General features: G+C 36.4%; 14 protein-coding genes. 10 read left to right on the top strand and 4 right to left on the bottom strand.

The window, feature by feature from the left end; genetic code table 11:
- Window positions 1–81 precede the first annotated feature (81 nt).
- Together CY0110_RS21220 and tyrS are read right to left on the bottom strand one after the other, a co-directional pair.
- Window positions 82–855: a PspA/IM30 family protein gene (locus CY0110_RS21220; RefSeq protein WP_008277616.1), complete on the bottom strand. Its 774-nt coding sequence runs from the start codon at window positions 853–855 to the stop codon at window positions 82–84.
- Between the two features lie 157 nt (window positions 856–1012).
- The gene (gene tyrS, locus CY0110_RS21225; RefSeq protein WP_008277617.1) at window positions 1013–2236 is read right to left on the bottom strand and encodes a tyrosine--tRNA ligase; all 1224 of its coding nucleotides are present in this window, start codon (window positions 2234–2236) and stop codon (window positions 1013–1015) included.
- A gap of 221 nt (window positions 2237–2457) precedes the next feature.
- On the opposite strand from tyrS, the gene CY0110_RS21230 reads away from it, so the two are divergent.
- From CY0110_RS21230 to CY0110_RS21250, 5 genes are all read left to right on the top strand, one after another.
- The gene (locus CY0110_RS21230; RefSeq protein ID WP_008277618.1) at window positions 2458–2652 is read left to right on the top strand and encodes a hypothetical protein; all 195 of its coding nucleotides are present in this window, start codon (window positions 2458–2460) and stop codon (window positions 2650–2652) included.
- A gap of 251 nt (window positions 2653–2903) precedes the next feature.
- Window positions 2904–3338 (top strand): ferritin-like domain-containing protein, encoded by a 435-nt coding sequence (locus tag CY0110_RS21235; RefSeq protein WP_008277619.1) that lies wholly within the window; start codon window positions 2904–2906, stop codon window positions 3336–3338.
- A gap of 109 nt (window positions 3339–3447) precedes the next feature.
- Complete coding sequence (locus CY0110_RS21240) at window positions 3448–4374, top strand: FTR1 family iron permease (RefSeq protein WP_008277620.1); 927 nt, start codon at window positions 3448–3450, stop codon at window positions 4372–4374.
- Between the two features lie 123 nt (window positions 4375–4497).
- Entirely contained in the window at window positions 4498–6099 is a 1602-nt protein-coding gene (locus tag CY0110_RS21245) for an ABC transporter substrate-binding protein (protein ID WP_008277621.1), read from the top strand.
- Window positions 6100–6124: 25 nt separating this feature from the next.
- Complete coding sequence (locus CY0110_RS21250) at window positions 6125–7048, top strand: hypothetical protein (protein ID WP_008277622.1); 924 nt, start codon at window positions 6125–6127, stop codon at window positions 7046–7048.
- Between the two features lie 129 nt (window positions 7049–7177).
- Here the strand turns inward: CY0110_RS21250 and CY0110_RS21255 are convergent, their stop codons facing one another.
- Window positions 7178–9412, bottom strand: coding sequence for a RelA/SpoT family protein (locus CY0110_RS21255; RefSeq protein ID WP_008277624.1), 2235 nt, complete (start codon window positions 9410–9412; stop codon window positions 7178–7180).
- A gap of 272 nt (window positions 9413–9684) precedes the next feature.
- Between CY0110_RS21255 and patD the strand changes: the two genes are divergently transcribed.
- From patD to CY0110_RS21270, 3 genes are all read left to right on the top strand, one after another.
- Entirely contained in the window at window positions 9685–10077 is a 393-nt protein-coding gene (gene patD / locus CY0110_RS21260; RefSeq protein WP_008277625.1) for a heterocyst frequency control protein PatD, read from the top strand.
- Window positions 10078–10303: 226 nt separating this feature from the next.
- Window positions 10304–12367: a prolyl oligopeptidase family serine peptidase gene (locus tag CY0110_RS21265; protein WP_008277626.1), complete on the top strand. Its 2064-nt coding sequence runs from the start codon at window positions 10304–10306 to the stop codon at window positions 12365–12367.
- 28 nt (window positions 12368–12395) lie between these two features.
- Complete coding sequence (locus CY0110_RS21270; RefSeq protein WP_035800252.1) at window positions 12396–12701, top strand: DUF3082 domain-containing protein; 306 nt, start codon at window positions 12396–12398, stop codon at window positions 12699–12701.
- Window positions 12702–12708: 7 nt separating this feature from the next.
- Here the strand turns inward: CY0110_RS21270 and CY0110_RS21275 are convergent, their stop codons facing one another.
- Window positions 12709–13056: a c-type cytochrome gene (locus CY0110_RS21275; protein WP_008277628.1), complete on the bottom strand. Its 348-nt coding sequence runs from the start codon at window positions 13054–13056 to the stop codon at window positions 12709–12711.
- A 183-nt stretch (window positions 13057–13239) separates the two neighbouring features.
- Here CY0110_RS21275 and CY0110_RS21280 point away from each other — a divergent pair, with 183 nt between their 5' ends.
- Together CY0110_RS21280 and CY0110_RS21285 are read left to right on the top strand one after the other, a co-directional pair.
- Window positions 13240–14448: a 4-hydroxy-3-methylbut-2-enyl diphosphate reductase gene (locus CY0110_RS21280; RefSeq protein WP_008277629.1), complete on the top strand. Its 1209-nt coding sequence runs from the start codon at window positions 13240–13242 to the stop codon at window positions 14446–14448.
- A 106-nt stretch (window positions 14449–14554) separates the two neighbouring features.
- On the top strand, window positions 14555–15142 hold the full coding sequence (locus tag CY0110_RS21285; protein ID WP_008277630.1) for a Uma2 family endonuclease: 588 nt from the start codon (window positions 14555–14557) through the stop codon (window positions 15140–15142).
- Window positions 15143–15216: the final 74 nt, after the last annotated feature.

Below are 15216 nucleotides of genomic sequence, written 5' to 3' on the forward strand. Positions count from 1 at the left end.
GTTAATAGCTTACAAGTTCGGCCAATTTCTTCAACTGGGTTTTCTTGACTTTTACGGCAATAATCTAAAATACCGATAATCTTAAAGATTATCCAGTTGACGACGTAAGTCGTCTAACTCTGCATCAACTACTTCATCTTTAGAAGATACTTTATCCTTAGTTTCGCCTTCTGGTAAAGCCGCTTGGGGTTCAGCTGATCCAGTCATTTGGGCTTTAAGCATGGCCAGTTCATCTTCCACACCGCTACCAGCTTCAAGTTCAGCAAATTGATTTTCTAAACTCGATCCCCCTAACTCTCCCACGGCTTGGGAACGAGCTTCCATGTCTAAAACTTTGTTTTCCATGCGTTCAAAGGCGGCCATAGAACCACTGGTGTTTAGACCATTCATGGTTGATTGTAATGCTTCGTTAGCTTTGGCTGCTTTCGACCTAGCAATAAGCATATTTTTCTTGGTCTTGGCTTCAGAAATTTTGCTTTCTAAGGCCGTCAGGTTACGGCGCATGGTTTCAATTTGCCCACTTTGTTGCTCTAATTGTTCTTTAAGGGTTGTGGCCGTTTCTGTATAAGATTTTTTACGAACTAATGCTTCTCTGGCGAGGCTTTCTTCCCCTTTAGAAAGGGCTAATTTTGCCCGTTGTTCCCATGTATTAGCATCTTTAAGGGCTTGTTTATACTGTGCTTCTGTTCGTTTTTGGGAAGCAAGGGTTTGGCCGAAAGCTTGCTTTAACTGGATCAAGTCTTCCCCCATATCCATGATGGTTTGTTCTAAGACTTTTTCTGGATCTTCTGCTTTGCTAACGAGATCGTTGAGGTTTGCTCTAACCACTCGGCCTAGGCGATCAAATAATCCCATAATACTGTTTATCCTCTTGGTCTGTACAAGGTTGTGTTTAAGGTGTCAAGTTAAAATAACGTTGTTATGCTCTTTATGTGAGACATTCCTGTATTCTAGTTTATCAAAGAGAAGACAAGAGTTCGGAGTTAGGGGTTCACAATTATAAATTTTTCACCTAAACTAATTTGATAAACTTCTTTTTTCCTACTTGTAAAACTTTACCTGACAGTTGTTCTAAGTTATCAAAGGTGATATTAACATCGCTAATTTTTTCCCCGTCTAAACGCACTGCGCCTCCTTGTATTTGCCGTCTTCCTTCCCCACTACTTCCACAGAGTCCACTAGCATTTAATATATAGAATAATTTTGCTGGAAATTCTACATTAGATAAGTCATATTCGGGAACAGCATCTGTTGCACCTGTCCCTTTATTTTTGACTAAATCTTCTGCTGTTTTTTGGGCAGTTATGGCTGCTTTTTGGCTATGGAATTGTGTAACAATTTCTAAGGCTAATAATTTTTGACAGTCCCTAGGATTTTCGGGTAATTGATCTAAAGGTAAATTAGTCAATAGTTCAAAATAGTCTTTGATGATAGCATCGGGGGTTTTTTCTAATTTAGAATACATGGATAATTCATCTTCTTTTAATCCCACATAATTATTGAGAGATTTTGACATTTTTTGACTGCCATCTGTCCCAAGTAAAATGGGTAATAATAATCCGAATTGAGGCTTTTTCCCAAAGTGTCTTTGTAAGTCTCTTCCCACGGCAATATTAAACTTTTGATCCGTTCCTCCTAATTCTACATCGGCATCGATCATGACTGAATCGTATCCCTGCATTAATGGGTAAAGAAATTCATGGAGAAAAATAGGATTTTCTTGTTTATAACGTTCAGCAAATCCTTCTTTTGCTAACATTTGTCCGACGGTCATTGTGGCTAAAAGTTCTTGGATTTTAGCTAAATTTAGCTCTTTTAACCATTCAGAATTATAGCGAATTTCTAATCTTCCTGGCGTGTCAAAATCGAGGATAGGACGAAGTTGTTCTAAATAATTTTCGGCATTACTTTTTACCTGTTCAGATGTTAGTTGTTTACGAACTTCTGATTTACCGGTAGGATCTCCAATTTGCGCCGTAAAATCTCCAATAATTACGACTGCAGTATGACCTGCATCTTGAAAAGCTCGTAACTTACGAAATGGGATACTATGGCCTAGATGAATATCGGTTCCAGTGGGATCAATGCCTAATTTAACCCTCAGAGGACGATCGGATTTTTCTATCAATTTTTCTAAGTTTTCTTCAGGGTTATTAGAATCAGGTTGACTGGGAAAAATTTCGCTAGTTCCTCGATATAACCAATTCAAAGAGTCAGGAGTAATTACTGAGGACATGAGAAGCTAATAATAATTGATTGCTTAATAATACATTCTTCATTTTAACAGATTTTAACCTCTACTTATGAAATTTTATTCAAGTTTCTAAGTAGTAGCTCTTAGAACATTATCTAATCTCGCTAAGTCAAAAATCTAAAAAAATATATAATTTCTCCCATTCCTTTTTATTTCTGTTAAGATAAAATATTAAGCAAAGGTTTTTCGTTATTTAAAAAATTATGACAACAGAAAGAGAATATCAAGAAGGTCAACGAAGAATTAAAAAACAGAGAAAACAAACGAAAAAAAATAATAATCCCTTCCTATGGATTTTTATGGGACTCTGTGTTTTTATTGGCTTAATTATGGTTCAAATTAATCAAAATCGTTCTCCTCAAACAGTCCCTTCCAATACTAATCAAATTAGTCAATAAAATAGATCAAAGTAAATATATTATTGATTACTTTGTACTTAAAATAAAAGGGTTTATTCTTAATTTAATAATTATTAATCGATCAATATTATCATAAGACAAAAAACTTAAGCTTTATTTTACAAGAGAAGAAGGAAAGATAGGATACTCTAAAGGTAGAGTCTCTGGACAAACAATTGATATTGTCCTCAAAAAACAGACTTAAAAATGTTGTCCTTGCAAGATGAATTCTTCTCCTCAACAGGTAAAATATGAGAGAACTTGACCGAGAAAAAACCAATGATATTCTCAACACCATTATGGAATATGAATTAGCGGGGGTTGTTCGCTATACTCATTATTCTTTGATGGTCACAGGCCCTCATCGTCTTCCTATTGTACAATTTTTCCAACAACAGGCTACAGAATCCTTACTTCATGCTCAACAAGTGGGTGAAATCTTAACAGGATTAGAAGGCCATCCTAGCTTAAAAATTGCTCCGATGGAAGAGACGAATGAGCATAGTTTACACGCCATTCTTCTAGAAAGTCTCAACCACGAAAAAAAAGCGTTAGATTTGTATAAAGACCTCTTAGAATTGGTAGAAAATGCCAGTATTTACATCGAAGAATTTGCACGGGGAATGATTGGCCAAGAAGAAGTTCATAACATAGAATTGAAAAAAATGTTACGGGATTATGTTTAATCAGACCCAAGCAATTTAAAAGCAACCCAGACATCTTGTCTGGGGTATTATAGAAAATAATAGAAAAAAATTATATAATCAATAGGTAATCAATAAGCCCTTGTAAATCATGGATTTCAGTGCTGCATTACCGACATTTGTTGTTACTTTAAGAGAAGGATTTGAAGCATCCCTAGTGGTAGGGATTGTACTTGCTTGTCTAAAAAAAGTTGAACAAACCCAACTCAATCGTTGGGTATATCAGGGGATCGGCGGAGGAATTGTCGCCAGTATTTTAGTAGGATTATTATTAGGAGGAATCCTACAAGGAGTCAATACTTATCAAAGTCCTTATACCCCTATCATAAAAGAATGTTTAGCCACATTATTTGGCATCATAGCTGTTGCTATGCTAAGTTGGATGCTCATTTGGATGACTCAACAAGGAAAGGAGTTAAAAGGAGACGTTGAACAAGGAATTGAAGCAGCCTTAAGTGGAGAGGATAGTGCAGGAAAAGGTATTTTCTTGTTAGTTTTTATCGCTGTTTTAAGGGAAGGCTTTGAAACCGTTTTGTTTATCATTGCTAAATTTGAAAACAGTTGGAAAATTCCTACTATTGGAGCAACTTTAGGCTTAATAACCGCAGCTACATTAGGATTTTTACTCTTTAAGTTGGGTGTTAAAATTAATATTCGTCTCTTTTTTAAAGTGATGGGTATTTTCTTACTCTTAGTAGTAGGAGGATTGGTGTTAGGAGTCCTTAAACATCTTAATTTAGTGGTGATGTTTTTAACGCAACTAGAACCCAGTTTTTCACAATGGTGTTGGGTTCCTGGCGACTCTTGTATTTTAGGTCCTTTGGTTTGGGATGGGTCAGATATTTTGCCAGATAAAACCTTTCCTGGAATTATTCTAAAATCTCTCTTTGGCTATCGACAAACTCTATATTTAGGACAAATCGTTGTTTATTTATTGTTTTTGTTGATTGTAGGGACTTTCTATTTCAAAAGTTTATCCAGTCCTACTCCTCCCAAATCAGCAGAAAAGGTAAGCTAATTAAAGACAATCTAAAAAAAAATTGCTAAGCTAACTTTATGGCGAAAAATGAGTCAAAAGCATCCGCTTTCTCAAATAATCGTTCATAGTTTTAAAGATGGTGATTAGGAGAGGAATCGACCCATGAGTTCATGGACTTGTGATGGAGTACCCAAAGACGGTAAACAATACCCTGGGGTATCTCCCCATACCCCTCAAGTCAACACCGGCCCCGACTGTATCATTTGTGGCTTACCAAAAGAAGCCATGAACCCAGGGACACAAGGGAAACAAAAACCAAGTAAAACGTTTGTAGCAGGAAGTTCGGGCAGTGGTAGTTCTCCCTGGCTTATCCCTGCTATTCTCGCCCTGATTATCGTCATTTTGGGGGGTGGTGTAGCTGCTTTCTTCTTACTTAGAGGTCAGGATACACCAGATGATAACGGTTTTTCTGGATCACAAACGGAGATAGATCCCACTCCTCCTCCCATCACTCCTAGCAGTGGTGATTCTATCAGTCGAGGAGACAAACTCTTTTTACAATCAACTCCTGAGAAGGAAACCGGAACCCAGGCATTTGCCCAAGAAAATTGGGCTGAAGCTGTAACCGCTTATGAAACGGCAGTCCAGAAAAATGCTAATGATCCCGAAAGTCGTATTTATTGGCAAAATGCCCAAGCCAAACAAGCCGAAAACCCTATTACCATCGCCGTAGCTGTTCCTATCAGTAGTAGTCCTGACTCAGCAGCCGAAATTTTGCGAGGAGTGGCTAAATATCAAACAGAGTTTAATCAGTCTTCGACCTCAGGGCAACTGTTAGAAGTAGCCATCATCGATAGTAGCGACCCCACCACCGCTCCTAATGTTGCCCAAACAGTCATTAATACTCCTGATATTTTAGGGATTGTTGGGTACGGAATCGATCCAGGGAGTCAAGCAGCCTTACAACAGTATGAAAGCGCAGGGGTTGCGGTTTTATCTCCCCTGACCACTAGCTTCCAAGAATCAACCTTAAAAACTATTCCTATTGATACAAAAGAAGACGAACTATTAGTTAATTATTTGCAAGCCGTAGGGAAAACTTTAACCCAGTATGCAGCCCAACAGCAACCTTCCCCCAATATTGCTATTTTTTATAATTCTGATAGCGGTTACAGTCAACAATTACAACAAGAAATTATTAACGCTTTACCCGAAGTTCAAGGAATTTTAATCGAGCAAATTGATATTAGTTCCCCTAACTTTGATGCCAATACCTCTGTTAGTAACTTGCAAAATAATGGGGCAAATGTGGCTATTTTAGCCTTGAGTAAAAGTAAAGTAAGCCAAGCAGTAGAAATAGCGACAGCCAATGAAAATCAAGGCTCTCCTCTACGATTAATGGGAGGGGATGAACTCTATAATGCTGATATTTTAGTTCAAGGGGGAAATGCGATCGCAGGAATAATTTTAGCGGTTCCCTGGAGTTTTAGCCCGACGGATGACTTTGCTAAAGATGCCTTGCAAAGTTGGAAAGGACGGGTCAGTTGGCGTACAGCAACCGCTTATGATGCTACCAAAGCTTTAGTTGAAAACGTAAGTCAAAATCCTGATCGCGCTATGGTCTTTCAGAGCTTAAACAATGGTGTTACTCTATCTGATAGTACCACTGATTTTAATTTATTTAATGAAGTTCCTTTAGTCCAAGCTGTTAAAGGAAATGAAGGGCCAGAAGGGTCAGACTATCAGTTTGATTCTTTACAATAACCAATGATAAAAAGGAGACAATTACGTGTTAAGATATCGCCGTAAAGTAATTGAATATCCCTTGTTTTATACCCCATTAATTATGGTGGGTGTTTTTTTGGCCTTAGCCTTATTATTTGGCCTTTTAAATATCGGAAAACCCCCTGTTGCTGTGGTCATTGCCCTCGATCTCAGTAGCAGCACTTACCAGGGCCAAACCTTTAATGCTCCTGATACCATCATGGATCAAGAGGTACAAGCGGTTAATGCTTATCTAGAAGCAAATGCTAAATTAAGGAATCCTAATAAGGTTCAAATTTTGGGCATCGGAGGAGGAAAAGCCCCAAAATTAACTGCTAGTATGGACTCATCTCAAGATGTAATTGTTGGTCAACTGAATAGTCAATTAAATGATCCGAATTTACCCTATCAATTACGGCCTGAACCGCAACAAGATGATTTAGATATCGTAATTAATAATGCTACAGAAATTTTAGAAGAACAACAAAATCACTGCAAAGAATTATTGATGGTAACAGATACGGGGGTTACTATTACTCAGTCAGCCGTTACCCAAGCAACAGGAAAAAATATTAAGATTAATTCTCTGATTTTTGGCACAGATAGTGTTCCTAATTTAAGATCAGCGAGTCGTCAAACTGATGGCATTTATGTTGACAATATTAATCTATCTAATTCAGGAGGAAATTTTTTAGAAGAAGTCTTTTTAAATGACTTTTTCAAAAAGTTTAATAGTAACTGGAAATGGATCAGGTTTTGGTTAGGTTGTGCGTTGATTGCTTTGTTTTGGTTATTAGTTTTACCGTTAGATAGATGGGTATTTCAAGGAGTGCTTAATATGTCAATGGAACCATCAGGAAAAATATCATTAGGCATCGCTTTTATTGGCACAATCATTACAGTGGCTCTGATGATAGCTGGCGGTTTACCCTTAATTTCATCTTGTTAACAGGAGAGTAAAGCCACTATTGCGTCACCATTCGCACTGAACAAGGACGTTATCAATCTATTGTTTATGCTACTCCTTTTGATTATGGTCAGTAATAGTAAAAGGTTAGCTACGGTCTTACAATCCTGACTAAAAATCTACCCCATTAACACGATGAATATTAAGAATATCACTCATATTGCTAATACTATTAATGAGATAGTCTAATTGTTGGCGATCGCGGATTTCGATGCGTAAGTTAATAATGGCTGGTTTGTTGCGTCCGGTTTTCACCCCTGCGTTACAAACATTAATGTGATGGTCGCTAACCCGTAATAAAATGTCTTTGAGAACCCCAACCCGATCAAGGGCTTCGATTTGTACATCTACGGGATAAGTGGTAGCACATCCTTTGCTATCGATAGTATTCCAACGTACTGGAATGAATCGTTCTCCAGGAACATTCTCTATATTAGAACAACTTTGAGCATGAATAGAAATACCTCGATTTCCTCTAGTTACCACACCAATAATGGGGTCTCCTGGTAAAGGCGTACAACATCCTGCAATATGATACACCAATCCTTCTACTCCTAAAATCGGAGATTTATTGGGTTTAGTGGGACAAGAGGGGGAAGGAGATGCACTCGGCAAGTTAGTTTCTGAAACCTCTTCTTTTTGGTTGGTAACGGTCACTTCTCGCACACGGTTTACCACTTGGTTAAGGGTAATACCCCCATAACCCAACCCTGCTAATAAATCATCCACTGACTGGTAATTACATTTTTCAGCCACAGTTTGCATGGGTTGAGACTTTAATAAGGCTTCAAAGCCATTTTTACCTAATTCTTTTTCTAGGAGTTCTTTCCCTCTGGCCATGTTTTCTTCCCGACGCGATCGCTTAAACCATTGACGAATACGGTTACGGGCCGTAGGAGTCACCACAAAATTTAACCAGTCTAAACTGGGGTGACAGTTCTTCTGGGTGATAATTTCGACAATATCTCCATTGTGTAGGGGTTGGTCTAAAACTGACCATTTACCATTAATTCTCGCCCCTTTCATGTGATTCCCCACTTCTGTGTGAATACGATAAGCGAAATCTACAGCAGTTGCCCCTCTCGATAGAGAAATTACGTCGCCGTTGGGGGTAAAGACGTACACATCATCGTCAAAGAGGTTATCTTTGAGATTGTCTACATATTCTTGGTCATCTTTGAGATCATTTTGCCAGTCAAGGAGTTGCCGTAACCACGTAAATTTTTCATCTTCATTAGAAAAGTGGGTATGATTCGATCCCCCTGTTTCTTTATATTTCCAGTGGGCTGCAATCCCATATTCAGCAATATGGTGCATTTCTAAGGTACGAATTTGAATTTCTAGGGGACGACCATTCAACCCGACAACAGTGGTGTGTAAGGACTGATAACGGTTCGGTTTAGGCAGTCCAATGTAATCTTTAAAGCGGCCGGGCATGGGTTTAAAGACATCATGAACTACTGCTAAGGCCCGATAACATTCTTCATTGGTTTTAACAATAATTCTCAGCGCAGCTAGATCGTAAATTTCATGAAATCCTTTATTCTGACGCTGCATTTTGAAATAAATACCATAGAGATGCTTGGGTCTTCCTTGTAATTCTAGGATTGAAATCCCCATGTCATCGAGTCGTTTTTGTAGGGTATTTTTAACCGTTTCGATGCGAGTTTCTCGATCAATACGTTTTTCTGAGATTAGGTTTTGAATTTCTCGATAGTCTTCAGGTTCTAAATATTTAAAGGATAAGTCTTCTAGTTCCCATTTAACGCGCCATATTCCTAAACGGTTGGCTAATGGGGCAAAGATTTCTTTGGTTTCTCTGGCGATACGTCTTTGTTTTTCCGGTCTGAGGGGTTCTAAAGTTCGCATATTGTGGAGGCGATCAGCTAATTTGACCACAATGACGCGAATATCTTTGGCCATGGCTAAAAACATCCGTCGGAAGTTTTCGGCCTGTTGTTCTGTTTTGTTTGAAAAGTTAAATTTTGAGAGTTTGGTCACCCCTTCTACTAACAGGGCAACTTCGTGGCCAAACATCTCTTCTATCTCTTCTACTGTGACATCCGTATCTTCTACTACGTCATGAAGGAAACCTGCAGCAATCATAGCCTTATCTCCCCCTAAGTCCCGAAGAATACCAGCAACCGCTACAGGATGGGCAATATAAGGTTCTCCTGACTTACGGGCTTGTCCTTCATGGAGTTTATAAGCAAAATTAAACGCACGACAAATTAAGTCGAGATCCTGATTATTTTGGTCTGACTCATGGGAAATCAGACACTCATTTAACCAGTCGGGAAGGGCGATATCTAGGGGTTTACTGTCAGGGAAGGTAACTGCGTTCATAGGAGGATCGGGCTAGGTATAGAAGGAATGAGAATGGATAAGAAAACGGTAAATAAGAGTATTCAAACGCTGATTCTTCTCTGATGGAAAAGTTAAGGGCTTAAAACCATTGGCTTTGTCTTGTTCTACCTTTTTTTACCATCAGCTTTGTCCTACTTCTCAAAAGCGAGGACTTCTTTTAATAATTTCAGTTTAAGGACAGATTGAGATTGGTTAAAGTCACTCAAAAAGTTTAATATTTATTTACAAATTCTAACGCAATATGGTGTCCTATGTTACTGAAATTTTATCATCAGTCTTATCAAGAGCTTTTAGCTAAGCTTCTAGAACTCCAAAAGCAGGTATTGGCTAAGGATATAGATATGATAACGATAAAATCGATGTACCAAGAGGTACAAGCAATTTTCCAGAATCAGATTCTCAGCGTGAGATTAGATGAATTAGATTGTAACGCGCACCGCGAAGCGGATCTCTTCGAGATCGCTTTGATTCGATCAGCACAAACAGAAATTCATAAAAATTTAAGATTGTTAAAAACGGAATTACTATTTTTAACCACTTCTCGTCAAGCTCAAACTACACAAAAAAGATTAGAAAAGGTACAAGAAAAGATTAAGGACTTAATTGGATATTCTCAGGGAATTGTTAGCCAATTGGATCAATAAAATTTACCGAGACTGTTGCCTCGCATTCTTGACCATTTAAGAAAACTAACAGAATGTCAAGAGACGTTCATCAGTTTTTTGAGTTATCAGTTAAAGTATTACTGTAGGGGCTTAAGCGTATTAAGCCCGATGAAGTTGAAATATTAAATATCGCCAAGTGTAATTATTTAACGATATGCGGATGATAAAATTATAAATAGCCATTATCCTTATACAAACCCCAAAAATGTCACCTCAGTTTTCTTATCCAACCACCCCACAACAAAACATTACCGATGTTTATCACGGTGTAGAAATAAAAGATCCCTATCGTTGGTTAGAAAACCCTGATTCAGAGGAAACCAAAGCATGGATAACAGTACAAAATAAAGTAACTTTCGACTATTTATCGACTATTCCAGCAAGAGAAACAATCAAACAACGTTTAACAAAACTGTGGGATTACGAAAAGTACGGAACTCCCTTCAAAAAAGCGGAAAGATACTTCTATTTTAAAAATAATGGCTTACAAAATCAAAGTGTTTTATACACTCTCAAAAATCTTGATGACGAACCTACCATCTTATTAGATCCTAACACTTTATCAGAAGATGGAACCGTCGCTTTATCGGGTTTATCTATCTCAGAAAATGGTCAATATTTAGCCTACGGTTTATCCACATCTGGATCAGATTGGGTAGAATGGAAAGTAAGAGAAATAGAAACAGGAAACGACTTATCCGATCATTTAAAATGGACCAAGTTTACTGGAACATCTTGGACAAAAGATAATCAAGGTTTCTTTTATAGTCGTTATAATGAACCCAATGAAAAAACAAAACTAGAAGACACAAATTATTATCAAAAACTCTATTATCACAAGTTAGGAACCTCCCAAAATGAAGATGTATTAATTTATGATCGCCCTGACGAAAAAGAATGGGGTTTTAGTGGAAGAGTTACCGAAGATGGACAATATTTAATCATCAGTATTTGGAAAGGAACCGATTCTAAAAATCTTGTTTTTTACAAAGATTTAAGTCAAGAAAATGCTCAAGTCGTTGAATTGATAAATCAATTTGAGGCAGATTATAGCTTTATTGATAATGAAGGTTCAATATTTTATTTTCGTACTGATTTAAACGCCCCCAAAGGGAAAGTTATTGCTATTGATATTAATCAGTCGAATCAAGAAAATAAACAAGAAATTATTCCAGAAACCAAAGAAACTTTAGAAGACGTTGGTATTTTAAATAATCAGTTTGTTTGTGATTATCTTCAAGATGCAAAATCTGCTATCAAAATCTACGATTTACAAGGTAATTTTATTCGAGAAGTAAGCTTACCTGGAATTGGTTCAGCCGGCGGTTTTAATGGCAAAAAAGAAGATACAGAAACCTTTTACTCCTTTACCAGTTTTACAACCCCTACAACTATATACCGCTACGATATGGTAACAGGAGAAAGTACAATTTTTCGTCAACCTACTGTAGACTTCAATCCTGAAGATTACGAAATCAAACAAGTATTTTATGACAGTAAAGATGGAAGCAGAGTTCCTATGTTTATCACCCATAAAAAAGGATTAAGCTTAGATAGTAATAACCCCACTTATCTCTATGGTTATGGTGGTTTCAATGTTTCTTTGACTCCTAGTTTCTCCATTAGTAACCTTATTTGGATGGAAATGGGAGGAGTTTATGCTGTTCCTAACCTAAGAGGTGGTGGAGAATATGGTGAAGAATGGCATCAAGCAGGAATGAAAGATAAGAAACAAAATGTCTTTGATGACTTCATTGCTGCTGCTGAATGGTTAATCAAGAATAACTATACTTCCTCTCAAAAATTAGCGATCGGAGGTGGTAGTAACGGGGGTTTATTAGTGGGAGCTTGCATGACACAACAACCCGATTTATTTGCTGCTGCATTGCCAGCAGTTGGCGTTTTAGATATGCTACGTTTTCATCAATTTACAATCGGTTGGGCTTGGTGTCCAGAGTATGGAAGTTCTGAAAATGAAGAAGATTTTAAGACACTTTTAGACTATTCTCCTTTACATAATTTAAACTCACATACCGCTTATCCTGCTACTATGATTACGACAGCCGATCACGATGATCGTGTTGTTCCGGCACATAGTTTTAAATTTGCAGCAGCCTTACAAAAGGCGCATAATGGAGAGAAACCTGTCTTAATTCGTATTGAAACAAAAGCCGGTCATGGTGCAGGAAAACCCACTACTAAAGTAATAGAAGAAGTTGCCGATAAATGGGCTTTTTTAGTTGATAATTTAGGTATAAATATGATATAGTTAAGAGTGGAATATTATGACTTTTCCTATGAGCAACTCCTCAGAAAAACCTAACCCTAAAAAACCAACCCCTGCAAACTGTTTGATAGGTGCAACCATTTCAGGGGCGTTAGGTTATGCACTCTACACCTTAACCGCTTCAATTATCCAAACTTTTGCTACCAAACCGTTGACTTCTTCTAATACTTTAGTGTTAAGAATTGGATCTTTAGTGAGAACCTTAGTTATGGGGGTCGCTTCTTTAGGTACATTTATTTTCTTTTTTGTTGCTTTTGGTTTAATTTTATTAGCCATTCAATTATTATTCCAAAAAGAAAAAACAACAGAAAGCTAAAGCAATTTTAAGGGTTGTGCCAATTATTTTTAGCTTGTTCGAGTACATATTGAGATACAACTTTAATTTCATTTTGTGTCAGTTTTTCTTCATAAGCTGACATATTATTTTTACCATAAGTGACTAAATGAATAATAGAGTCTAAAGTATCAACCTTATTTCTTTTTAATGCCCTCATTTTTAAATTCTTTCCACGTCTAATGATATTATTGCCGTTAGGATGACATCCAGCGCAATGAACAGTAAAAATTTTAGACCCATCTGTCACTTCTTCTGCTATTACTGGACTAGGAGAAATGCTCAGGAATAATAGCAAAAATACTGTAAAAAAAATAGAGTAAATTTTTAATTGCATTGACTTTAATATTAATAGTTAAATCTTCTTAAAAATCTATTATTATGATTATACCAAATCTATTGAACAGATTGACAACTTGAGTGATCACATTACATAAAAGATAAAATATAGAAATTAATTTGCTCATTGAGATAAGATAAGGAATAATTGAACAATAGATAATTAATTTTACCTCATCCTATGGATACAAAAGCTTTTAAACGTTCTCTACAACAGTCTAACAACTATCATCGTAAAGGGTTTGGCCACGAAAACGAAGTCATGGGAACCATGAATACAGAGTATCAAAGTTCTCTGATTCAAAAAATTCGTGAAAATAATTATCAATGGCAAGAAGGAGATGTGACTATTAAATTAGCAGAAGCTTTTGGTTTTTGCTGGGGAGTTGAAAGAGCGGTAGCTATGGCTTACGAAACCCGTCAACATTTCCCTCAAGAAAAGATTTGGATAACGAATGAAATTATACATAACCCCTCAGTTAATCAACGTTTATTAGAGATGAATGTTGGTTTTATTGAAGTAGTTAATGGGAATAAAAATTTTTCTGTAGTAGAAACAGGAGATGTGGTAATCTTACCTGCTTTTGGCGCAAGTGTAACCGAAATGCAACTATTAAATGATAAAGGCTGTACTATTGTTGATACAACTTGTCCTTGGGTTTCTAAAGTATGGAACTCCGTAGAAAAGCATAAGAAAAAAGATTATACCTCTATTATTCATGGTAAATATCGTCATGAAGAAACTGTGGCTACCAGTTCTTTTGCAGGCACTTATTTAGTGGTCTTAAATTTCAAAGAAGCACAATATGTTTGTGATTATATCCTCAATGGTGGGAATAAAGATGAGTTTTTAGAGAAGTTTAAAAATGCTCATTCAGAAGGATTTGAACCCGATAAAGATTTAATGCGTTTGGGTATTGCTAATCAAACTACCATGTTAAAAAGTGAAACTGAACAAATAGGGAAACTATTTGAAACTACCATGCTAAAAAAATATGGTCCCACTGAATTAAACGAGCATTTTATGAGTTTTAATACCATCTGTGATGCCACACAAGAACGTCAAGATGCCATGTTAAATCTAGTAAAAGAAGATGTCGATTTAATGGTGGTGATTGGTGGTTTTAATTCTTCTAATACCACTCATTTACAAGAAATTTCTATCGAAAAAGGGATTGATTCCTATCATATTGATAGCGAAAAACGCATTTTACCAGGAAATAAAATTGAACATAAACCCTTAGAAAAAGAGATAAAAACTAAGGAAAATTGGCTACCTGATGGTAAAATTATTGTTGGTGTAACCTCTGGTGCATCCACCCCTGACAAGGTAGTAGAAGCGGTAATTAAGTGCATTTTTGAAGAAAAGAAAGCGAATATTTTAGTGTAAGTTAACCGCTAAGGTAGGCAATTTCAAAACCATTACATAATTGCTTACCTTAACTTAATTTATCTTCTATTTTTATATATGAAAGACTGAATAAGTGGAGGTTAATATGGTAGTTAAAATAGAAAAAAGATACTATACACCTGAAGAATATTTGAAGTTAGAAGAAATAGCAAAAGATAAACATGAATACCGAGATGGAAAGATTACTCCCATGACTGGTGCCACCACTAATCGTAATCTCATCGCTGGTAATTTTTATAAACAATTTCCTACTGAAATAAATAATGAAAATGACTGGATTTTTATGAGTGATGTTCGTTTATGGATGTCAATGTATCGCATCTATACTTATCCTGATGTGATGATAATTAAAAATAAACCTATCTATGAAGGTAACAGAACAAATACAGTAACCAATGCTTCGATCATTATTGAAATTTTATCTAAATCTACGAGAGATTATGATCGAACCGATAAGTTTAAGTTTTATCGTTCTTTACCAACATTTGAAGAATACTTACTTGTAGAACAATCAGCTTATTATATTGAGCAGTTTTATAAACAAACCAACGGGGAATGGATCTTTAAAACTTATGAATCTGATAGTGATATTTTAAACTTTTATTCAGTTGATTTTTCAATTTCACTCATCGATATTTATCAAAGAGTTGATTTTAATTTAAAAGAAGAATAAGACTTCAACTCATTTTACAGTTCAAGTCTATTACACTTTTTATTCCCTTGTTAGTTAGTCTTATAGTTTAGGAA

Source organism: Crocosphaera chwakensis CCY0110, assembly GCF_000169335.1.
Classification (GTDB): domain Bacteria; phylum Cyanobacteriota; class Cyanobacteriia; order Cyanobacteriales; family Microcystaceae; genus Crocosphaera; species Crocosphaera chwakensis.

Bases quoted from the DNA above. Each gene is read 5' to 3' on its own strand.
- CY0110_RS21245 (WP_008277621.1), top strand. From the start codon at position 4,498: ATGAGTTCATGGACTTGTGATGGAGTACCCAAAGACGGTAAACAATAC.
- CY0110_RS21230 (WP_008277618.1), top strand. From the start codon at position 2,458: ATGACAACAGAAAGAGAATATCAAGAAGGTCAACGAAGAATTAAAAAA.
- CY0110_RS21235 (WP_008277619.1), top strand. From the start codon at position 2,904: ATGAGAGAACTTGACCGAGAAAAAACCAATGATATTCTCAACACCATT.
- tyrS (WP_008277617.1), bottom strand. From the start codon at position 2,236: ATGTCCTCAGTAATTACTCCTGACTCTTTGAATTGGTTATATCGAGGA.
- CY0110_RS21275 (WP_008277628.1), bottom strand. From the start codon at position 13,056: ATGCAATTAAAAATTTACTCTATTTTTTTTACAGTATTTTTGCTATTA.
- patD (WP_008277625.1), top strand. From the start codon at position 9,685: ATGTTACTGAAATTTTATCATCAGTCTTATCAAGAGCTTTTAGCTAAG.
- CY0110_RS21280 (WP_008277629.1), top strand. From the start codon at position 13,240: ATGGATACAAAAGCTTTTAAACGTTCTCTACAACAGTCTAACAACTAT.
- CY0110_RS21240 (WP_008277620.1), top strand. From the start codon at position 3,448: ATGGATTTCAGTGCTGCATTACCGACATTTGTTGTTACTTTAAGAGAA.
- CY0110_RS21220 (WP_008277616.1), bottom strand. From the start codon at position 855: ATGGGATTATTTGATCGCCTAGGCCGAGTGGTTAGAGCAAACCTCAAC.
- CY0110_RS21265 (WP_008277626.1), top strand. From the start codon at position 10,304: ATGTCACCTCAGTTTTCTTATCCAACCACCCCACAACAAAACATTACC.
- CY0110_RS21285 (WP_008277630.1), top strand. From the start codon at position 14,555: ATGGTAGTTAAAATAGAAAAAAGATACTATACACCTGAAGAATATTTG.
- CY0110_RS21255 (WP_008277624.1), bottom strand. From the start codon at position 9,412: ATGAACGCAGTTACCTTCCCTGACAGTAAACCCCTAGATATCGCCCTT.
- CY0110_RS21270 (WP_035800252.1), top strand. From the start codon at position 12,396: ATGAGCAACTCCTCAGAAAAACCTAACCCTAAAAAACCAACCCCTGCA.